The following is a 19,397-nucleotide window of genomic DNA, read 5'->3' on the forward strand; positions in this document are numbered from 1 at the left end:
ACTCGGCGCCGGCATCGAGTCTGTCGATGGCCGCACGGACTTCACCCTCCCACCCGAGTCGATCAGCCACCACTGAGCCGCTGCTTACCTACCGCCGGTGAGCAACACGAGGATCTGGTGAACCTGATCGACCTGAGTCGGCGAGTACGGCGCGCGGTCGACACGGGTGACTCGGTTGATCGACATGGACTTGACCTGTTCGCACATCGCCACGGTGGTCGAGCCACTCGAGGTGAGCTTTACGTGCGTGGACCAGCCGCGGTCGGTGTGCGTCAGCGGCACGGCGATGAGCAGGCCGCGGGCGCGGTGAAGCGCTGGCTCGGACAACACCAGCCAAGGCCGGTGCTTTGCCTGCTCGCGGCCGACGGTCGGGTCCATGTTCGCCCAGACGACATCACCGCGGGCGACCACCTGGGTCACTGACCCGCCTCGAACCGGGCGATGGACTCCTCGGCGTCACCGGCGAATGCCGCGTCCGCCTCGGCAAGCTCGTCCAAATACTCCTGGTCAGGACTCTCGGCTTCGAGCGCAGCCCAGAACTCAGCCTTGCGGCGCTGTTCCAGCATCTCCTCGATGAGCTGCCCCTGGGTCAGGTGCGCCGCCCGGGCGGCGTCCCGAACACGGTCACGCACCACGCGAGGAACCTTGATGGTAGCCATTTCAGTCATACCTGCATGGTATCTCTGCGGTCCCGGTGCTGTTCAGTCACGGGGTGCCGACTCCCGTTCCGTGTCGGTCTCGGCCGGCCGCCCAGAGGCAGGAACAGCGTGCCCGGAAGGAAGCTCGAGGTGAGCGCCACTGTTCAGCGCGGCTTCTTCGAGCAGACCAACTCCTACGACACCCGGAGTCCCTGAACGAGCTCCACGGTGCGACCTCTGGGAGCGTACGCATGCGCCCGCGCATCGACACCAGCCCAAACCCGGTCTACGCCCTGGCTTAGCCGTCCCAGGTGTGGAGCCTGTACAGCGCCGCTGTGTGCCGGTTCGAGGCGTCCATTGAGCGCCGCGGAACGAGATCGTCGGGGTCAAACCCGAGGTTGTGAAGGGCGTTTCACCCGCCGCTCGACTCAGCGATTGGGAGAAGGAACGGCGCCAGCAGATCGAGCGAAACCTCGATCGCGACGCGGTCGTCGAGATGGTCGCGAGGCGGCTCGAACTGCTCATGGACGCGCTCGCACGCATCGAAGAACAGGGGTTGAGCGCCCCCGCTGGAGACCGCCAGATCCTCTCCGACGCCATGATCCGAACGGCGCTTTCCGTCTCCCCCGAGACCGTCGACCGGGCCACCGCGTCCCCGGGGCGCCCGCACAAACGAGACGTCTCCGAGTGGGTCACCCTCCTCGACGAGCTGACCATGCAGCTCGCCACCGGGTTGCTCTACAACCGCGATCTGCCGACGCTCGACGATCCCATGCGCAACCTGGTCGACCACTACCTCCAGCGCGTGGACGGCTCGAACCGCTGAGCAGACTCCCCCACCCGGGTCGGCCAGGTCGCCTCGGCGTTTGCGACGCGCTCGGCGAGGTTCAGTGATCCCAGAGGCTCCGCATCGGCAGCACGTGCAACCAGCCGTGAAGGTGTGCGACCTGAGTACCCCCGTGAAGGACGACCCCCGTGGTCTTCCGGTCTGGGTATCGGTTGCGGAAGCGCTCCAGCGCCGACCAGGACTGCTCTGTGACCGTTCGCGTGCTCTTCACCTCGATAGCCAGTAGTTGACCGTCCGGGAGCTCGGCGACGATGTCGACTTCCAAGCCGTCGAGGTCACGGTAGTGGTACAGCTGGAACGGCTGCTGAGTCCAGGCGGACTGCTTTCGCAACTCCAGCGCGACGCACTGCTCGGCAAGGGCTCCGAAGTACTCGCGTCCCCCCACAGTGCCGGCTGCGGCGCTGGTGAAGCCCGTGAGATGGGCGGACAAGCCAGTGTCGTTCAGGGCGACCTTGGGACGGCGCGCGATGCGACCGCGCGGCGACCTCGTCCATGGAGGAAGGAGGACCAGAAGCCGCATCGTCGAGGCGAGCCGAAGGTACGCCTCCACGCTGTTCTCGGAGACGCCGATCGTGCGAGCGAGCTTGGCCTTGACGATCTCCGCCTGCCCGCCAGCGGCGATCAGACGCAGCAGGGTCCGCATGTGGTCGGCGTAGCCCCCTTGCTGGAGGTCGCGAGCGTCGTGGTCGGCCAACCGCTCGATGTAGGCGTCGAACCATCGTGCGGCCCGGTTCGGGGTGCGCTGGACTGCTTCGGGGTACCCCCCGCGCACGATCGTGTCCGGCTCGATGGCGGAGAACCTGCCCGAGGCCGCCCCCGCCATGACCCAGGCGACGAAGTCCTCCGGTGTCGCACGACGGCCCAGTTCCCCCTTGCTCAACGGCAGCAGTTCGATGGTCTCTGCGCGTCCGGCGAGGGAATCGCCGACTCCTTTGACCTGGAGGAGATCGGCGGACCCGGTGAGAAGAAAGCGGCCGGGTCTCCGGTCCCGATCAACGCTGGCCTTCAACGGCAGGATCAGGCCCGGCGCCCGTTGGGCTTCGTCGATGACGAGCAAGCCCTCACCGGCCTGCTCCACGAAGAACACCGGGTCGGACTCGGCAACGGCAAGCACGGCGGGGTCGTCCAAGGTCACCGAGACCACCTCAGGCGCTTCGGCGGCCACCATCGCAGCCAGCGTGCTCTTGCCCACCTGACGGGCGCCCTGGATGATCGTGATCGGCGTGTCACCCATCGCCTCGCGGACTGTGACGGCGGCGTGCCGAGGGTACGGCTCTGGTGGTGTCATGACTCAACGCTACCCGAGAACTTGCAGATTTGAGCAACGAAACTTGCGGTTTTGAGCTGCCGAACGTGAAGGTTCGCCCGACCTGTCGGGAGATCCAGGCGGTGCCGCAGCGAGCTCAGCAGTGCTCGACTCAGCCGAGCCAGAAGGGACGCAGCATCGCGTCGACGTCCTCGGGACGGACGCGGAGGATGCGCCGTCCGCTCGAGAAGACCGGCAGTTGGCCGGACGCGATCCGGCGTCGCAAGGTCTTCCGGCTGATCCCCGTCCGTTCCGCCGCCTGGGCCAGAGACTCGTAGCGCTGCAGTTCCATCTTGATCTCCTTCCGCAGTCCCTTAAGCCTCAGAAGGAGCCCGATCCGGACATGGAGGGCCCAGGGGATGTGAAGATCTGCCACCCGACGACCGGGTCGCGCAGACGGGCCTCCGATCTCCGCGAGCTTGCTCATGTTCTCGGCCAGCCGCGACCGGGACGCCCGTGTCGCGTGCTGGTAGCGCTCGACCATCCCGGCGGTGGCGTGGCCCATCATCGCCTTCAACTCGGCGGTCGTTGCCCCGGTCATGCCAGCCAGCGACGCCGCGGAGTGGCGCATGTCATGGAAGGTCAGGTCCTCCCGGCCGATGACCTTGCGGGCCTTGCCGTACGCGTAGCGCAGCGCCTTCTCCGACATCGGCGAGACGCCGTCTCCGCCGGGGAAGAGGAAGCCGTCGCGTCCGGTCACCGGGAGCACGGCCCCGTACTTCGCCAGGTACGAGATCAGGTGCGGCGGAATGCCGACGTCCCGGGTGCCGGCCGCCGTCTTCGGCGCGCCGACATGCACCTGGCCTTTGGTCCGCCACCGCATGCCGGACGCGCACAACGGCCTCGGTCAGGGCCAGGTCGCGCCAACGCAGGCCACGAACTCCCTCGACCTCAGGTTGCGCCAACCTGCCAGGACCACCGGCAGCCCCTGTTTGGCCGGCAGGTCGAGCAGCGTGTTGAGTTCGGCGGGCGTGGCCGGCTCGATGTCGCGGGTCCGGTGCACCTTGCCAGCGTTGCGGACGCGGCACGGATTGCGGTCGATCAGGCCCTCGTCCTCGGCCTCCCGCAGGATCGAGCGCAGCAGCGAGTAGGCGTGCTTGCGCTGTACCGGACGATCCGCCGACAGCACCGTGGAGTACCAGCGGCGGATCTGGTCAGGTTCTAGGTACTTCAGCTTGAAACTCCCGAGCGTTGGGGCGATCAGCTTCTCCAGGAGCCGGCCGTACTCCTCACGCGTCCGCGGGGTCAGTTCGCGCTCGGCCAGGCATTGCCGCGCGTAGCCGGCGAGGGTGTCCAGGTCGTCCGGCTGACCCTTCACCTTCACCGGCGGACGCCACTCCTGGCGCGAGATCGAGCGGTGCACCTCACCCAACCAGAACTCGGCGTCGATCCGCTCGGAAAACAGGTTCGGAGCCTCATAGCGCTGCCGATCCGGGCCGACATAACGCGCACGGAAGTACCCCCTTCGGCGCTGATGCTGCCAAAGGACCGGCGCTGCTGACCCTTGGGAACCTCCTGATCGGCAGGAAATCCGAGAATCGGTATATCGCTCTGACTAGGGTGTTCGCTTGCCCCAAATTGGCCCCAATCGGGGCCTAGGGCCTGTTACGGAAGTGGCTTGTGGGGTGTCGCGTGTCGGTGCGCGAGGGGGTGAGGCTCCCGGGGTAGACGGGTTGGTGTCGAAGCAAGCTCCTTCTTCCCCAGGAGGCCTCGTGTCCACGATAGACGCTGCCCGCCGCCATGATCTGACCGACCCACAGTGGAACCTGCTCTGCTCGGTCCTCCCGGCACCCACCGGCCGGGGCCGCCCCCGCCGATGGCCCTTGCGCGGCCTGATCGATGGGGCGCGTTACCGGACCCGGATCGGCTGTCCCTGGCGTGATGTGCCCGCGGTCTACGGGCCGTGGTGGCGGGTGTATGCCCTGTTCGCACTATGGCAAGTGACCGGGGTGTGGGCACAGATCGAGGCCGCGTTGCGTGCCGCTGCACAGACCCTTGGCAAGGTGAAATGGCAGGTATCGGTGGATTCCACCACCAGCCGAGGACACATCCACGCCGCCGGCGCGCGACGCGACTCAGCATTCCGAGTGGTGGGTGAACCTGCTGATCACGGGTTCGGGGTCTCGCGGGGTGGTTGGTCCACCAAGACTCATCTGGCCTGCGACCAAGACCGAGGCGTGCTCGCGTTCCACATCACCGCCGGACAAGCCGGTGACAGTCCCGAGTTCACCCGCGTCCTGGACAACATCACGGTCGCGAACCCGGTCGGCGCGCCACGCCGACGCCCTGACCGGGTACTGGCCGATCGGGCCTACTCCTCGAAAGCGAACCGGGCCTGGCTGCGTGCGCGTCACATCAAGGCCACCATCCCCATCCCGGCCGACCAGGCCGGTCACCGGAAACGCCGCGGCCGCCGAGGCGGCCGACCACCCGCATTCGACCCCACCCGCTACCACGACCGCCACGCCGTCGAATGCGGCATCAACAAGCTCAAACACCACCGAGCCTTCGCCACCCGCTACGACAAACTCGCCGTCCGCTACACCGCCACCATCCACCTCGCCGTCATCAACGACTGGCTCAAACGACTTACATAACAGGCCCTAGGTGAGGCGGTCTCCGACGGGCCTGCCGTTGCGGAGGTTCTCGGTGAACCCGAGAATCTGCTCCTGTAGATGTCCGAATGCGCCGGGAAGAGGGGTCTCCGCAGCGGCGAGCGTGGTGAGTTCCTCCAGTGTGTCGTCGACCACCCTCGTCGCACGAACCAGCCCCCAGGAGGTGATCTCCGCCACCAGGTCGTTTCGGACGACCTCGCGGTGCCGGTACTTCTTGTTGACCGCCAAAGCGAGCCTGCCGTCGTTCTTGAGATGTACCTGGGGTACCACGTCATAGGCAGGGGCGAGTGTCACTTCGCCGTCGGCGGGGTGAAGCAGCCCGAGGTTCTTCGTGTGCATGTCGAGATTGCCGATAGCTACCGAAAGCACGACCATCTGAGCAAAGCTGCGCAGGTCGGCGTCCGAAGCGAACTTCCTGAGTGCTGCCGCGGCTCGATGGAGACTGACGACTCCACCGACCTCTTGGTACTTCTCATTGCGGCTGGCGCCGAGAACCTGGCTGAAGTCTTCCTGGTGCACACGGTGGCCGTGATCTCGGTCGAAGCGCTCGATGACGATCGCAGGCAGGCCGTCGAAGTCCTCGATCCAGGCGTCGAACGTATTCAGGCCCACGCGGCGCGCCAGGCGTAGGCCGTACTCCTCGTCGAAGATGACGGTTTCCTTGTCGCCACTGAGCTGTGGTTTGAGGATGTGCGTTGTGGGATAGCCGCCGAGTGCTTGGGCCCAGCCGTTCGTGGTCCGTGCCAGAACCACCTTCGGCTGGACTCCACCCAGTGACGACTTCCCCGAGTCCACGTCGTTCGCCAGCGGGGAGCCGATGGGATCCTCCAGCAGGTCGCGGACCTCGCCGCGACTCACAAGCCTGATCGACTGGGTCTTGGGCTCGGTTGGGTCGTCCAGATCCCATATCTGCAGCGCGCCGGCGACATCGCGGCCGTAGCGAGCAAGAAATGCCGGGGTGTCGTCTCGTCCGAGCTGTCCTTGGGTCAGCATGTAGTCGTACTGGTCACCTTCGGGCAGTAGTTCTGTGAACCAGTTGCGGCGCCGAGTCGCTCGATCGCGACGTTGGCTGGGGGCGAGCGGAATCGTGGTCGAGAGGATGAGACTGTTCGTTCCGAAGCGGTCGATCCCCTCCGGGCTCGGGGCGAAGTCGAAGCTGCGGAAGTCGCCATTCAGTGTCCCGATGATCGTGTCGTAGAGCTCAACCGCGAGTCGCATCGGCGTCCTCCCAGCTTGCGCTCAACTCCAATCCGGTAGCCCTGGCGATGCTGAGGAGGCGACGCAGGTAGATGGTCGACTTGCCTGACTCGATCTCGCTGATGGCACTCTGGGTGACGCCCAGTTCGGCGGCCAGCTGGCTCTGGGACAGTCCACGCGCCAGCCGCGCCTGCTGGACCGCCAGTCCGAAGTCCGCGGGCGCTCGTAGGCGAGCCGTGTGGCGCTTCATGCGAACCTGGTTCGTATCATGATTTCACGATACTCGAAGTCTATCGGGAAATCTCGATAGAGATGGCGTAGCCCTGCTCGGCCATGGCGCCGGTAGGGGCGCTCTGTAACAGAACGGTCGCGCCTTAGGGTAGGGCGGCATGCGGCCGCCGCGCGTCGCGCGAATGGCGATCCCACAAGGCAGGCTGCTGAGCTATGCGGTCGTGCCGGGCGAGCGCGGCAGGACGCTGCCGGTCTCGTTCGACCAGGGTCGCCATGTCGGACGCGGCCAGCGGCCGGGTTCGTGGATGGCGGTCTCTGCCCGGCTGCCGGTCGGGACGACCCTCGATGACCTGGCTGCCCTGATCGAACTGATCACCGAAGGCCCGACGGACCGCGATCCGCTGGCGTGGGACTGAGCGCACGCTCGTGCCCAGGTCGTGCGGCCGCCGGAAACAGCGAAACCGCTCTGACTTGGAGTGTTTCTCCTAGCCAGAGCGGTTCCCGCTGGTCGGGGTGACAGGATTTGAACCTGCGACCTCATCGTCCCGAACGATGCGCGCTACCAAGCTGCGCCACACCCCGATGGCCCCGAGGGCCGTCGAGCAGTCTATACGAGTCTGGCCCGATCAGCCATTTGAATCCCGGGCGATGAGCGTCAGCACCGTCACCTCGGGTGGGCAGGCGAACCGGTAGGTGGCGAACGGGGACGATCCCATGCCGGCCGAGACGTGTAGTTGGGCCGTCCGACCGTCGGCGGTGTGGGTGGAGAGGCCCTTGGCGCGGATGGTGTCCAGGTCGCAGTTGGTGACCAGTGCTCCGTAGTAGGGGACGCAGACCTGGCCGCCGTGGGTGTGGCCGGCCAGGATCAGGTCGAGGCCGTCGGTGGTCATGGCGTCCAGCACCCGTAGGTAAGGGGCGTGCGTGACGCCGATCGACACGTCCGCCTCGGGAGCCGGCGGGCCGGCCACCAAGGCGTAGTCGTCGCGCCGTAGGTGGGCGTCGTCGGTGCCGCGGAACTCGAAGGTGACGCCGCGGACGGTGATCTGCGCACGCGAGGTGTTGACGTCCACCCAGCCGCGTTCGGAGTAGGCGGCGCGCAGCTCGTCGAACGGCAGCGGTCGGTGCGCCTTCTCCTCGCCCTCGGTGGAGCGCACCAGGTACATCATCGGCGGCCGGAAGATCGGCGCCTCGTAGTCGTTGGAGCCGAAGACGAACACGCCGGGGACGTCGCGCAGCCGTCCCCAGGCGCGCAGCAGCGGCTGCAACGCGTCCGGCTCGCTCCAGTTGTCACCGGTGGTGACCACCAGGTCCGGCTCCAGCCCGGCCAGCGCGTGCAGGAAGTCGGTCTTGTACCGCTGCCGCGCCATCAGGTGGATGTCGGAGACGTGCAGCAGGCGCAGCGGCGCCGAACCCGGCGGCAGGATCGGTACCTCGCGACGGCGCACCACGAAATGCCGGGCCTCCCAGAATCCGTAGGCCAGGCATGCCGCGCCGACCGCGGTGAGGCGGCCGAGGAGCTTTCCGAGCATCTATTTCTTCTTCGGCGGTGTCGGGTCGGTCTTCGGTTTCTCGGACGGCTTGGACGTGGGTTTGTCCGACGGCTTCGGATCTGGTTTGGGGTCGGGCTTCTTCACCGGGCCGGACGAGATCAGGATCCGGATGCTGGTGCCACGGACGGCCACCCCGGCGGGGCTGATGCCCAGGAAGGTGCCCTTCGGCGCGTTACTGGCCACGTAGTCGGTGTAGGAGCCGAAACCCGCATTGGCCAGCACGGCCTTGCAGTTGTACACACCGGAGCAGCCCGGCACGTCCACCTTCCGGCCGGCGAGGATGCCGTAGGGCGGCTCGACGAAGGCCTTCCGGTCGTAGTTCTTCAGCGCCATCGCGAACGGCGGCTTGAAGATGTATCGGCCGGCCTCGGGGCCGGACTGGCCCTTGATCTTGCGGTGCGAGTACTTCATGTAGGCGCCCTGGATATACACCCGTGCGCGGTAGCCGCTCCAGTACTTCTTGAAACGCTTCTCGCTGGAGTAGCTGATCATCCCGCCGCCGGCCAGGTTGCGGGTGAAGCCGACGGTCCAGATCGCCTTGTTGTCGGCGACGGTGCCGGTCTTGCCCGCGAGGGTGTAGCCCGGGATCCGGGCCGCCGTCGCGGTGCCGGAACGGAACGGGCCCTGGAAGATCTTGCTCAGGGCGTCCGCGATGCCCTCGTCCAGCACCCGCTTGCAGTTGGCGCTCGGCGCCTCGAGAGTGGAGCCGTCGGCGGCCTTGATGGACTTGACGATGATCGGGTCGCAGTGGATGCCGCGGGCGGCGACGGTGGCGTAGGCGTTGACCAGCGACAGCGGGGTGACCTCGACCGCGCCCAGGGTGAACGCCGGATAGTTGCTGTAGGTCCTGGTCAGCAGGTCGCCCTTGGGGTCGACCGCCATCTCCAGGCCCAATGCCTGCGCCATCTTGGTGGAATCGCACAACCCGGCGGCCGACTCGAGTGCCGTGAAGTAGCCGTTCACCGAATTGGTGGTTCCGGTGAAGAGGTTGAAGGTGCCGGCTCTGCCCTTGACATAGTGCCGTGTGGGGAAGTTGAACGGCCCCTGGCAGGACTGGAACCGCATGCCCTGAATGTTCATCGAGCCGGGCACCTTGATGGTTCCGTAGGCGCCCAGGCCGTTCTTCAAGGCTGCGGCCGCGACGAACAGTTTGAAGGTGGAGCCGCCCTGATAGCCGCCGGCGCCGCCCATCTTGTTGCCGACCGCGTAGTTCCAGTAGGTCTGGCTCTTCTTGGTGCCCATCTTGTTCCGGTTCTGCGCCATGGAGACGATCAGGCCGGTGCCGGGCTGGATCATCACGTTCACCACGTCGAGCGGGTCGCGCGGGTCGACGAAGTTGTGAATGCTCTTCTCGGCCTTGCGCTGCACCTTCGGGTCGATGATCGTCCGGACGGTGAGGCCGCCACGGTAGAGGGTGTTCTCCCGGTCCTCCTCGGAGGCGCCCAGGCTGGGGGACTTCAACAGAGTGCGGCGCACGTAGTCGCACAGGAACGGGAATTCGCTGTTGCCGCAGCCGTGCAGCTTTGACTTGGCCTTGACCAGGCCGAGCGGCTTCGCTTTGGCTGCCGCCGCATCCTGCGGGGTGATCACCGCGACGTCCTTCTGGGCCATCCGGTCCAGTACGTCGTTGCGGCGCTGCAGGGTGACCAGTTCCAGGCCCGGGGTGCGCGGGTTGGTTCCGACCGGGTTGCGCACCATGCCGGCCAGCATCGCGGCCTGCTGCAGGTTCAGCTTGCTGGCGTGCACCCCGAAGTAGTTCATCGCGGCGGCCTCGACGCCGTAGGCGCCGTCGCCGTAGTAGGCGATGTTGAGGTAGAACTCCAGAATCTGGTCCTTGGTGTACTTCTTCTCCAGGGCCATCGCATAGCGCAGCTCCTGGATCTTGCGGGTGAGGGTGTTCTCCTGCGCCTTCTGCACACCCTCGGCGTCCCCACGGGCGGCGGCGGCGCTGATCTGCGCCATCTTCACGTACTGCTGGGTGAGAGTGGAGGCGCCCTGGGTGTTGCCCCTGACCGTGCTGACCAGGGCCCGCATGGTGCCCTGCAGGTCGAGCGCGCCGTGCTCGTAGAAGCGGTGGTCCTCGATCGCGACCTGCGCCTTCCGCATGATCGGGGCGATCTTGTCCAACTTCACGTACTGGCGGTACTCGTCGTAGAAGTTGACCAGGGTCTTGCCGTCGGCCATCAGCACGCTGGATCGCTGTGCCTGTGGCGGCGTCGCCAACTCGGCAGGCAGCGAGTCCATCGTCACCGCGGTGGCCTTGCCCACCTCGGCGCCCATGCCCGCTACCGGAACCACCAAACCGGCCACCAACAGCCCGCCAAGGACGCTGACCACCAAGAACATGACCAGCGAATAGAGCCTCTTCCCCAAGCGCATGGGCACCAGAGTACGTGACGTACCTGGCCGGCTCCGAAACCCTCGCCCCGGCGGCGCGCGGCCGGCGTCCGGTGAGGGGCCCCGGAATGGGCCGTCTTGTCATCGACGATCACGACAACTACACTGCGTAGTAGTAAAGAATCCAACCAACCACGGATGGTGATCCACCTTGTCGCTGATGGAGATGGACAGTTGGCCGATGCTGGCCAAGTGCCGCGGTATGCAGGACGACTTGTTTCCGGACGGTGCGGACCAGAAGCGCGCTCGCACCGTCTGTTACGGATGTGAAGTTCGCGCCGAATGCCTGGCCGAAGCCCTCGACAACCGGATCGAGTGGGGGGTGTGGGGCGGCATGACCGAGCGGGAACGCCGTCGCCTGCTGCGCCAGCACTCAGACATCCAGTCCTGGCGCCGGCTGCTGCTCGAGGGGAGCAAACAGGGCAAGTAATGACGCGAGGTCGTTGACCCCGCCGTCCCGCCGCGCGATCGAGATCGCCGGCACCCCGGTGCGGAGCAGTCCGGCGATGGCCCGGTGCTCCGCTTCGGCTTGGGCCAGCCGCAGGCGATGATGCCGCAGCACGGCCCGCTGTGCGGCCGGTGCGGATTCCTCCGCATCGGCCAGCCGTTCCGGATCGACCTCCACCGGGACGGTGACCTGATTGACCAGCACCCCCCGCAGCGGCAGGCGGTCGGCGCGCAACCGCCGGACCAGCGCCAGTGCCTCCGCCGCCGGACCCGGACGGGGTGCGGCCACCACCAGAAATCCCGCCGCCTCGGACGCCAACAGCTGCCGAGTCGCGGCGGCGTGCGACTCGAAGGCAAGCACCGCCCGCTCGAACACCCTCAGGAAGGTCCGCAGGTCGCCGAACAGCCGTCCGCCGAGGATCGCGTCCAGGGCCCGGCCGGCGAAGGCTGCGCCGGCGTCCAGGAAGCCGAACGGACCGCGAGGCAGGCCCAGCACCACCCGGAGCAGCGGGTTGTGCGCCAGCGACTCCAGCCGGCTCGGGCCGTCCAGGAAGTCGAGGGCGGACGCGCTGGGCGGGGTGTCCACGACCAGCAGATCCCACTCGCCCGCGTCGGCGCGGCGCTGGAGTTCGCCGATCGCCTCCATCGCCACATATTCCTGGGTGCCGGAGAAGGTCTCGGCCAGTGCCTTGTAGAAGGGGTTGACCCGGATCCGCTCGGCCTCGGCGGCGCTCACCTGCGCGGTGAGCGCCCGGTCGAAGGCGTGCCGGACGTCCAGCATCATCGCCTGCAGGCTGCCAGCGGCTCCCGGGAGCGACACCGGGCTGGGCTCGTGCGCGAGGGCGTCCAGCCCCATCGCCTGGCCGAGCCGCCGGGCCGGGTCGATGGTGACCACCAGCACCCGGCGTCCGAGCATCGCGGCCCGGGCGGCGACCGCGGCCGACAGCGTGGTCTTGCCGACGCCGCCGGTTCCGACGCAGAGCAGCACGCGCAGCCCGTCGCGGCGCAGCAGATCGTCCAGGTCGGCGTTCACAGCGCCGCCAGGGCGTCGGCCAACGCGGCCGGCCGGTCGGACGGCGCCGTGCCGGGGTCGAGGTCGGGCAACAGCCGGACGTCCAACCCGGTGCGATGGGTGAGCAGGGCCAGCCAGGCGGTCTGACCGCGAGCCAGGTCCGCCTCGGCGAGCAGCGCGGCGGTCATCGCGTTCCACTGCCCGGCGGTGATGCCCTCGGGGGCCGGCGGCAGCGGTGCGGGCACCTCCGGCGGCGCCAGGCAGCGGTTGGCCACCAGCGCTCCGGGCACCAGCCCCAGGTCGCGGACCGCCTGCACCGTCTCGATCGCCTCGGTCACCGGCAGCTCGTCGAGCAGCGTGACCACATGCACCTGGCAGCCCGGGTCGCGCAGGTCGTCCATCACCGACTCGGCCTGGCCGGCGATCGGACTGCCGTCGGTCAACTCGGCCAGCCCCTCGCCGGCGCCCAGGAACGAGCCGATCCGGCCCGAGGGCGGGGCGTCCAGCACCAGGGCGTCGATGTCGGGGTGGGAATCGGCCAGATGGGTGACCTGCCCGATCAGCAGGATGTCGCGCAGTCCCGGAGCGATCCGGGTGGCGAAGTCGACCAGCGGATCGAGTTGCAGCAGTCCGGTGGCGAAACCGAGGTGGTAGTAGCGCTGCAGATAGCCGCTCAGAGCACGGCGGGCATCGATCTGGACGCCGAGCACCTGCCCGTTGCCACGGTTCAGCAGACGGGTCGGCTCCGGCCCCACCGAGCGCGAGGTGGCCAGCGCGAGGCCGCCGCGCCCCTCCACCTCGGCGACGACCACCCGGGCGCCCTCGCCGGCCAGCCGGTGCGCCAGCGCGAGTGCGACGGTGGTCTTTCCGACCCCTCCCTTGCCGGTCACGATGTGCAACGGACGGCGGACGGGCATGGGCCCCAGCTTAGGTGTCGGTGTTCGCCGTTAGGGTTGGCCCATGACCAAGTGGGAGTACGTGACGGTGCCCGTTCTGGTGCACGCGACCAAGCAGATTCTCGACCAGTGGGGCGCCGACGGCTGGGAGCTGGTGCAGGTGGTTCCGGGGCCGAATCCGCAGAACCTGGTGGCCTACCTGAAGCGTCCGTTGGAGGACGGGTGAACGAGGAGGTCGCCGGCCCGCCGCCCTCGCAGCGGCTGGCCGAGCTGGGGCTGACCCTGCCGCCGGTGGCGGCGCCGCTGGCCGCCTACATTCCGGCGATCGCGTCCGCCGGGCAGGTGTTCACCTCCGGTCAGCTGCCGACCGTGCAGGGCGCCCTGGTGGCGACCGGCAAGGTGGGCGCCGAGGTGACTCCTGAGCAGGCCACCCAGGCGGCCCGGGTGGCGGTGCTGAACGCGCTGGCCGCCGCGGCGTCCGAGGTGGGCGGCATCGATCAGATCCGCAGGGTGGTCCGGCTGGTGGTCTACGTCGCCGGGGTGCCCGAGTTCACCGGTCAGCCGCAGGTGGCCAACGGTGCCAGCGAGCTGCTCGGCGAGATCTTCGGCCCGCTCGGCCGGCACGTCCGTTCCGCGGTCGGGGTGGCCTCGCTGCCGCTGGACGCCCCGGTGGAGTTGGAGCTGGTGGTCGAGGCCAGCGCGGCGTCGTTCTGATGGCGGGCGCCCTGGTGGAGACCCGGACGGCGCTGGTCCGGCGGGCCCGGGCGATCAACCGCGTCCTGGCCGAGACCTACCCGGACGCGCGCTGCGAGTTGGACTTCGGCAACCCGCTGGAACTGCTGGTGGCGACCATCCTGAGCGCCCAGTCCACCGACCGCCGGGTCAACGCGGTCACGCCGGTGATCTTCGCCCGCTACCCGGACGCCGCCGCCTACGCCGGTGCCGACCGGGCCGAGCTGGAGGAGTTGATCCACCCGACCGGCTTCTTCCGGGCCAAGACCGACTCGCTGATCAAACTCGGCGCGGCGCTGGTCGAGCGTTACGGTGGCGAGGTCCCGGGCACCCTGAAGGAGCTGGTCACGCTGCCCGGGGTGGGCCGCAAGACCGCCAATGTGGTGCTCGGCAACGCCTTCGACGTGCCCGGCATCACCACCGACACCCACTTCCTGCGGCTGTCCGCCCGGTTCGGCTGGTCGGCGTCCACGAAGCCCGAGGTGGTCGAGGCCGAGGTCGGGTCGCTGTTCCCACGCAAGGACTGGACGCAGCTGTCGCACAACGTGATCTGGCACGGGCGGCGGCGCTGCCACGCCCGGCGTCCGGCCTGCGGAGCCTGCCCGGTGGCGAAGCTGTGCCCCGCCTACGGCGAAGGTCCGACCGACCCGGCGGTGGCCGCCAAGCTGATCCGGGAGCCGCGCGGATGAGACGTCTCGGCGTGCTGCTGGCGCTCGTCGCGCTGCTGCTGTCCGGCTGCGCCGGCTCCCCGCCGACATCGGAGCAGAGCCTCCCGCCGATCGATCCGGCGGCGGTGGTCGCCGCCCGCAAGCAGGCCGGCATCGCCGACTGCCCGACCTCGTCGGCGACGGTGCCGGCACGCGCCGGCGGGCTGCCCGATCTGGTGCTGGACTGCTTGGGTGGCGACTCCACCGTCCGGCTCGCCGGGCTGCGCGGCAAGCCGATGGTGATCAACATCTGGGCGCAGTGGTGCCCGCCCTGCCGGGAGGAGTCGCCCTACCTGCGCCAGTTCCAGAAGGTCAGCAAGGGCAAGGTGCAGATGCTCGGCATCGACTACGACGATTCCCGGCCGGACTGGGCGGTCGAGTTCGCCTCGCTGGTGGACTGGAACTACCCTCAGCTGCAGGATCCGCAACGCCGGCTGAGCACCGTGATGACGGTCGGCGGACTGCCGTCCACCCTGTTCGTGGACGCCGACGGCACGGTGGTGCACACCGTGGTCGGCAAGCTGCAGTCCTACGACGAACTGGTTCAGCTGGCCGGCGACAAGCTGGGTGTGAAGCTATGACCCCTGCGGACCTGGATCGGCTCCGGACGGCGCTGGCCGGCCCGGAGGCGGCAGCGCGGGTCGCCGAACGGGCGGCCCGGGGCGGACGTCCGGCGGCGGTGCTGATCGCGCTCGCCGATCATCCCGAGGGCGCCCGGATCGTGCTGGTCGAGAAGGACATGCGGCTGCGCACCCACGCCGGTCAGGTTGCTTTTCCGGGCGGGGCGATCGAGGCGTCCGACGCCTCCCCGGTGGCGGGGGCGTTGCGGGAGGCCGACGAGGAGGTCGGGTTGCCGCCCGGCGAGGTGCAGGTGCTGGGCGTGCTGCCGCCGGCCTTCGTCCGGGCCAGCGATTTCGCCGTGACGGCCGTGGTCGGGCATTGGCCGACCCCGCGTCCGCTGGTTCCGGTGGACGTCGGCGAGATCGCGGCCGTGCATTCGGTGGCGGTCGACGTCCTGCTCGATCCGGCGAACCGGCTCACCTGGACGCATCCGGCAGGCTTCAGCGGCCCCGGGTTCGTGGTCGGCGAATTATTCATCTGGGGCTTCACCGCCTACCTGTTGGACGGTCTGTTCGACCTGGCCGGCTGGACGGTGCCCTGGGATGCCGGACGGCTCTCGGACATCCCGGAGCGGTTCCGGATCGGCCGCCGCCGCTGACGGCCCTTAGGTCAGCCGCGGGGCGGGAGGAAGGTCGGGGTGGACGCGCCGGAGGTGATCGACGGCGCCGTCTTGCGGGCCTCCTTGCGGGCGGCGGCCTCGGCCTCGGCGTCCGAGACGCCACGCTGCAGCGCCTCCTGGACAGCCTCGATGGAACGCTGGCCCTGCGACACGGTGGCCTCCGGACCCTTCACCGACACCTTGTTCTTGGCGATCAGCGCGAGGACGCCGGCGATCAGGAACATCGCCACGGCGACGATGGCCAGGCCCATGAACGCGGCCAGCAGGGGCTCCCAGCCCAGGCCGGTGGCGAAGAAGTGGCCGACCAGCGCGGACAGCCCGAGGAAGAGCAACGCGATTCCGTTCATCGCGAAGTAGCCGGCGCCGCCGAGCAGGCCGGCGCCGAGGCCCACCGACTTCGCCTGCGGCACCAACTCCGCCTTGGCGAGCTCGATCTCGCCCCGGACGATGGTGGTCACATCGGCCTGGATGGCCTTGATCCGGTCCGCGATGTCTGTCTGGTTCGCCATGGTGGCTGCCCTTTCGCCGCTTGTCGCCGTTCAGCCTAGTGGTCGTTGCCGACACTGGTTGGCACCTCAAAGGGGGATGTGCAGCCCGTCGTCGGGAAGGTCGAGCGGCGCGGTCAGTTCGGTGTGGTCCACTTCGGCCAGCCAGCAGTTCACCCGGTAGGGCAACAGCAGTGGCTCCGGCACTCGTGCGGAGTTGTCGTAGAGGGCGCCGACCTCCTCCAGCAGGGCGGTGCGGGCGTCGTCGTCCAACCGTCGCGCGGACGCCGTCCGCTCCACCATCGCGACCAGCCCGGGCCGGTCGATCGGCACCCAGCGCCGGAAGGAGCGGGTCTGCAGCTGGGGGAAGTAGGCGCTGTCCTCGAGCGCCTGCAACGACTCGGTGCCGTAGTCGCCGCGCATCGCCTCCGGGTCGTAGCGCCGGGCCAGCGCCACCAGGCGTTTCACCCAGGGCACCGAGTCGTCGCGGACGGTGTAGGCGATGCCCAGCCGGCCCCCGGGACGCAGCACCCGGGCGAACTCCGACAGCGCCAGGCCGGGCGCGTAGGTGTGGAAACTCTGCGCGAGCAGCACCCGGTCGAACGAGCACGGAGCCAGCGGAAGAGCCTCGGCGGCAGCCACCAGCGGCAGCCCGGAGGGGGCGCGGCGCAGCAGGCTGGAGACGGTATCCCGGTCGCGGTCGACCAGGGTGAGCCGGTGCCGGCCGCGCAGGCCGGCGGCGAACGACGCGGCGGTGCCGCCCAGGATCAGCGTCGGACCCCGGGAGTCCCCGGCCAGCCAGTCGAGGGCGTCGGCCAGGGTCGAGGTGTTCACGGTGGCATCGTACGGGGCCGGCTGCCGGGGGCGACGAATCTGAACACTTTCCGGAAACCGGGCACACACTGACGGCGTGGGAGCTACGGAGGTGGTCGTGGTGTCCGGCCTCGGCGAGGTACGCGAGGTCGTGACGACCGCTGCGGCAGCGCTCGGTCATCGGGCGGTGGTCTGCGAACCGGAGGCGGTGGCCGACCGATGGCACGCCGGCGGCACGGTCTTCATCGGCGTCGACAGCGCCGCCGAGGTGGCGGCGCTGGAACTGCCGCGGCGCGACCGGGTGTATCTGGTCGGCGCCGACAGCGGGGCGGCCGCGCTGTGGTCGGTGCCGCTGGGCGCGGAGGTGATCCTGCTGCCGCAGGGCCGGGCCTGGCTGTCGTCGGTGCTGACCGGCCCGTCCGACGGCTCGGGCGAGTTGCTGGCGGTGTTGGGCGGCTCGGGCGGCGTCGGTGCCTCGACGGTGGCGGCCGCGCTGGCCTGGCGGGCCAGCGAGCGGGGCCGGTCGGTGGCGCTGGTCGATCTCGACCGGGCGGGCGGCGGAATCGACCTGCTGCTGGGCGGCGAGCGAGAGCCCGGGTGGCGGTGGCCGCGGTTCGCCGCCGCCGACGGGGTGTTGGGCGACGTCCGCGAGTTCCTGCCGGTGATCGACGGTGTCACGGTGTTGTCGACGGCCCGCGGAACCGATCTCGAGGTGGGCCGTGAATCGGTGACGGCGGTGTTGGGCTCGCTGCAGCGCTGCTTCGATCTGGTGCTGCTCGATCCGGGCCGAGGCTGGTCGCCGGCCGGACGGGAGGCGCTGCGGCTGGCCGGCCGCACACTGCTGCTGGTGGGTGGCTGCGTGCGCGGGGTCGCGGCGGGTGCCCAGACGGTGCGGGCGTTCGGGCCGCCGGCGGCCGAGGTGGTGGTGCGCCGGCTGCCGGGGGTGCGGGTGCCCGACGACGCGATCGAAGATTCGCTGGGCCTGCCGGTGGTGGCCCGGCTGCGGCACGATCCGAGCCTCGTGGTCGCCGCCGAGCGTGGCGAACGACCGGGATTGTCCCGCCGCCGGGGCGGCCTGGGCCGGGTCTGCGATCAGTTGCTGGCGGCCTCGTGACCGGCACGGATGCCGCCGGGGTGCGGCTGGCCGACGTCCGGGCGGTGCTGGGCCGGGCGGGAGCGGCGCCTGGGCCGGTGGAGGTGGCGGCCGCGTTGCGCGGCCTCGGCGCCCTGGTCTCGGAGGGAACCGTCCGCGAGACGGTGGCGGCCCTGCGCCGGGAGAGTGCCGGCGCCGGCCCGTTGGAGTCGCTGCTGCGGCTCCGCGGGGTCACCGACGTGCTGGTCAACGGATATCGGCAGGTGTACATCGACCGAGGCGCGGGGCTGGAGCAGGTCGACGGCGTCTTCGCCGACGAAGACGAGGTTCGCCGGCTGGCCGTTCGGTTGGCCGCCGTGGTCGGACGCCGGCTCGACGAAGGCTCGCCGTTCGTGGACGCCCGGCTGCCCGACGGCACCCGGGTGCACGCCATTCTCGACGTGCTCACCGATGTCGGCACCTGCCTGTCGCTGCGGGTGCCGTCCCGCGGCACGCTGAGCCTGGCCGACTGGGTGGCCGGCGGCACCATGCATCCGCGGGCGGCGGAACTGCTGCGTGCGGTGGTGCAGCGACGGCTGGCTTTCCTGATCTCGGGCGGCACCGGCTCGGGCAAGACCACGCTGTTGGCCAGCCTGCTGAGCCTGGTCGATCCGGGCCACCGCATCGTGATCGTTGAGGACTCCCGCGAACTGGCGCCCGACCACCCGCACGTGTTGCGGCTGGAGGCGCGTCCGGCGAACGCGGAGGGCGCCGGGGCGGTGCCGCTGGCCGCGCTGGTCCGGCAGGCCTTGCGGATGCGGCCCGACCGGCTGGTGGTCGGCGAGGTGCGGGGCGCCGAGTTGACCGACCTGTTGACGGCGCTGAACACCGGCCACGAAGGCGGCTGCGGCACCCTGCACGCCAACTCGGCCTCCGACGTCCCGGCGCGGTTGGAGGCGCTGGCGGCGCTCGGTGGGTTGCCGCGGGCAGCTCTGCATGCCCAGGCCGCGGCGGCGCTGGACGTGCTGATTCATGTCGGACGCCTGGCCGACGGCACGCGCTGGGTGCAGGAGCTCGGCCTGCTCTGCTGGGACGAGGCGTCCGGGCTGTGCCGCCCGGTGCCGGCCTGGCGGTTCCCGGCCGGCGCGGCCCCGGACGCCTCGTCCCAGCAGAGCAGGCCGAGCTCCTGCACCCAGCGCGTGCCGTCGGCCA

The 19,397-nt window shown here is 69.4% G+C and carries 24 protein-coding genes and 1 tRNA gene; 11 read left to right on the forward strand and 14 right to left on the reverse strand.

Annotated elements, in window-relative coordinates:
• Window positions 1-84 precede the first annotated feature (84 nt).
• Both QM582_RS07220 and QM582_RS07225 read right to left on the reverse strand, forming a co-directional pair.
• The gene (locus QM582_RS07220) at window positions 85-420 is read right to left on the reverse strand and encodes a type II toxin-antitoxin system PemK/MazF family toxin (protein WP_415083072.1); all 336 of its coding nucleotides are present in this window, start codon (window positions 418-420) and stop codon (window positions 85-87) included.
• Window positions 417-668 carry a hypothetical protein gene (locus QM582_RS07225; protein WP_415083073.1) on the reverse strand — a complete coding sequence of 84 codons (252 nt, stop codon included), beginning with the start codon at window positions 666-668 and terminating at the stop codon, window positions 417-419. The genes QM582_RS07220 and QM582_RS07225 overlap by 4 nt, the downstream gene beginning before the upstream one ends.
• A 370-nt stretch (window positions 669-1,038) precedes the next feature.
• On the opposite strand from QM582_RS07225, the gene QM582_RS07230 reads away from it, so the two are divergent.
• The gene (locus QM582_RS07230; protein WP_415083075.1) at window positions 1,039-1,464 is read left to right on the forward strand and encodes a hypothetical protein; all 426 of its coding nucleotides are present in this window, start codon (window positions 1,039-1,041) and stop codon (window positions 1,462-1,464) included.
• A 61-nt stretch (window positions 1,465-1,525) separates the two neighbouring features.
• Here the strand turns inward: QM582_RS07230 and QM582_RS07235 are convergent, their stop codons facing one another.
• From QM582_RS07235 to QM582_RS07245, 3 genes are all read right to left on the reverse strand, one after another.
• Complete coding sequence (locus QM582_RS07235; RefSeq protein WP_415083077.1) at window positions 1,526-2,773, reverse strand: ATP-binding protein; 1,248 nt, start codon at window positions 2,771-2,773, stop codon at window positions 1,526-1,528.
• Between the two features lie 130 nt (window positions 2,774-2,903).
• Window positions 2,904-3,614, reverse strand: coding sequence for a tyrosine-type recombinase/integrase (locus QM582_RS07240; RefSeq protein ID WP_415083078.1), 711 nt, complete (start codon window positions 3,612-3,614; stop codon window positions 2,904-2,906).
• Between the two features lie 24 nt (window positions 3,615-3,638).
• Complete coding sequence (locus QM582_RS07245; RefSeq protein ID WP_415083113.1) at window positions 3,639-4,154, reverse strand: hypothetical protein; 516 nt, start codon at window positions 4,152-4,154, stop codon at window positions 3,639-3,641.
• A 313-nt stretch (window positions 4,155-4,467) separates the two neighbouring features.
• Here QM582_RS07245 and QM582_RS07250 point away from each other — a divergent pair, with 313 nt between their 5' ends.
• Complete coding sequence (locus tag QM582_RS07250; protein WP_415083080.1) at window positions 4,468-5,388, forward strand: IS5 family transposase; 921 nt, start codon at window positions 4,468-4,470, stop codon at window positions 5,386-5,388.
• A 6-nt stretch (window positions 5,389-5,394) separates the two neighbouring features.
• Here the strand turns inward: QM582_RS07250 and QM582_RS07255 are convergent, their stop codons facing one another.
• Window positions 5,395-6,624 carry a type II toxin-antitoxin system HipA family toxin gene (locus QM582_RS07255; RefSeq protein ID WP_415083082.1) on the reverse strand — a complete coding sequence of 410 codons (1,230 nt, stop codon included), beginning with the start codon at window positions 6,622-6,624 and terminating at the stop codon, window positions 5,395-5,397.
• On the reverse strand, window positions 6,608-6,853 hold the full coding sequence (locus tag QM582_RS07260) for a helix-turn-helix domain-containing protein (RefSeq protein ID WP_415083084.1): 246 nt from the start codon (window positions 6,851-6,853) through the stop codon (window positions 6,608-6,610). The genes QM582_RS07255 and QM582_RS07260 overlap by 17 nt, the downstream gene beginning before the upstream one ends.
• A 139-nt stretch (window positions 6,854-6,992) precedes the next feature.
• Between QM582_RS07260 and QM582_RS07265 the strand changes: the two genes are divergently transcribed.
• Entirely contained in the window at window positions 6,993-7,250 is a 258-nt protein-coding gene (locus QM582_RS07265) for a hypothetical protein (protein ID WP_415083086.1), read from the forward strand.
• 89 nt (window positions 7,251-7,339) lie between these two features.
• Here QM582_RS07265 and QM582_RS07270 read toward each other — a convergent pair.
• From QM582_RS07270 to QM582_RS07280, 3 genes are all read right to left on the reverse strand, one after another.
• A tRNA-Pro gene (locus QM582_RS07270) sits at window positions 7,340-7,416 on the reverse strand.
• Window positions 7,417-7,460: 44 nt separating this feature from the next.
• Window positions 7,461-8,363, reverse strand: coding sequence for a metallophosphoesterase (locus QM582_RS07275; RefSeq protein ID WP_415083088.1), 903 nt, complete (start codon window positions 8,361-8,363; stop codon window positions 7,461-7,463).
• Window positions 8,364-10,763, reverse strand: a complete 2,400-nt coding sequence (locus tag QM582_RS07280) for a transglycosylase domain-containing protein (RefSeq protein WP_415083090.1) — start codon at window positions 10,761-10,763, stop codon at window positions 8,364-8,366.
• A 169-nt stretch (window positions 10,764-10,932) separates the two neighbouring features.
• Here QM582_RS07280 and QM582_RS07285 point away from each other — a divergent pair, with 169 nt between their 5' ends.
• The gene (locus tag QM582_RS07285; protein WP_415083092.1) at window positions 10,933-11,211 is read left to right on the forward strand and encodes a WhiB family transcriptional regulator; all 279 of its coding nucleotides are present in this window, start codon (window positions 10,933-10,935) and stop codon (window positions 11,209-11,211) included.
• Here the strand turns inward: QM582_RS07285 and QM582_RS07290 are convergent.
• Together QM582_RS07290 and QM582_RS07295 are read right to left on the reverse strand one after the other, a co-directional pair.
• A complete protein-coding gene (locus tag QM582_RS07290; RefSeq protein ID WP_415083093.1) occupies window positions 11,155-12,261 on the reverse strand; it encodes an ArsA family ATPase in 1,107 nt (368 codons plus the stop codon). The two genes, QM582_RS07285 and QM582_RS07290, sit on opposite strands and share 57 nt — an antisense overlap.
• Window positions 12,258-13,157, reverse strand: coding sequence for an ArsA-related P-loop ATPase (locus QM582_RS07295; RefSeq protein ID WP_415083094.1), 900 nt, complete (start codon window positions 13,155-13,157; stop codon window positions 12,258-12,260). The genes QM582_RS07290 and QM582_RS07295 overlap by 4 nt, the downstream gene beginning before the upstream one ends.
• A gap of 43 nt (window positions 13,158-13,200) precedes the next feature.
• Between QM582_RS07295 and QM582_RS07300 the strand changes: the two genes are divergently transcribed.
• The 5 genes from QM582_RS07300 to QM582_RS07320 are packed head-to-tail and all read left to right on the forward strand — an operon-like array spanning window position 13,201 to window position 15,794.
• On the forward strand, window positions 13,201-13,362 hold the full coding sequence (locus QM582_RS07300; RefSeq protein WP_415083096.1) for a DUF4177 domain-containing protein: 162 nt from the start codon (window positions 13,201-13,203) through the stop codon (window positions 13,360-13,362).
• Window positions 13,359-13,850, forward strand: coding sequence for a RidA family protein (locus QM582_RS07305; RefSeq protein ID WP_415083098.1), 492 nt, complete (start codon window positions 13,359-13,361; stop codon window positions 13,848-13,850). Before QM582_RS07300 ends, QM582_RS07305 begins: the two co-directional genes overlap by 4 nt.
• Window positions 13,850-14,557 carry an endonuclease III gene (gene nth, locus QM582_RS07310; RefSeq protein ID WP_415083099.1) on the forward strand — a complete coding sequence of 236 codons (708 nt, stop codon included), beginning with the start codon at window positions 13,850-13,852 and terminating at the stop codon, window positions 14,555-14,557. The genes QM582_RS07305 and nth overlap by 1 nt, the downstream gene beginning before the upstream one ends.
• Window positions 14,554-15,156, forward strand: coding sequence for a TlpA family protein disulfide reductase (locus QM582_RS07315; protein WP_415083101.1), 603 nt, complete (start codon window positions 14,554-14,556; stop codon window positions 15,154-15,156). Before nth ends, QM582_RS07315 begins: the two co-directional genes overlap by 4 nt.
• Window positions 15,153-15,794 (forward strand): NUDIX hydrolase, encoded by a 642-nt coding sequence (locus tag QM582_RS07320; RefSeq protein ID WP_415083103.1) that lies wholly within the window; start codon window positions 15,153-15,155, stop codon window positions 15,792-15,794. The genes QM582_RS07315 and QM582_RS07320 overlap by 4 nt, the downstream gene beginning before the upstream one ends.
• 11 nt (window positions 15,795-15,805) lie before the next feature.
• Here QM582_RS07320 and QM582_RS07325 read toward each other — a convergent pair whose 3' ends face one another.
• Both QM582_RS07325 and QM582_RS07330 read right to left on the reverse strand, forming a co-directional pair.
• Window positions 15,806-16,324: a phage holin family protein gene (locus QM582_RS07325; protein ID WP_415083105.1), complete on the reverse strand. Its 519-nt coding sequence runs from the start codon at window positions 16,322-16,324 to the stop codon at window positions 15,806-15,808.
• A gap of 66 nt (window positions 16,325-16,390) precedes the next feature.
• Window positions 16,391-17,134 carry a class I SAM-dependent methyltransferase gene (locus tag QM582_RS07330; protein WP_415083107.1) on the reverse strand — a complete coding sequence of 248 codons (744 nt, stop codon included), beginning with the start codon at window positions 17,132-17,134 and terminating at the stop codon, window positions 16,391-16,393.
• Window positions 17,135-17,210: 76 nt separating this feature from the next.
• Here QM582_RS07330 and ssd point away from each other — a divergent pair, with 76 nt between their 5' ends.
• Complete coding sequence (gene ssd / locus QM582_RS07335; protein ID WP_415083109.1) at window positions 17,211-18,227, forward strand: septum site-determining protein Ssd; 1,017 nt, start codon at window positions 17,211-17,213, stop codon at window positions 18,225-18,227.
• Window positions 18,224-19,397 (forward strand): TadA family conjugal transfer-associated ATPase (locus QM582_RS07340; RefSeq protein ID WP_415083111.1); only part of this gene is annotated, 1,174 nt, incomplete at its 3' end. The genes ssd and QM582_RS07340, both read left to right, overlap by 4 nt.

It is taken from the genome of Micropruina sp. (assembly GCF_047607385.1).
Classification (GTDB): Bacteria; Actinomycetota; Actinomycetes; order Propionibacteriales; family Propionibacteriaceae; genus Micropruina.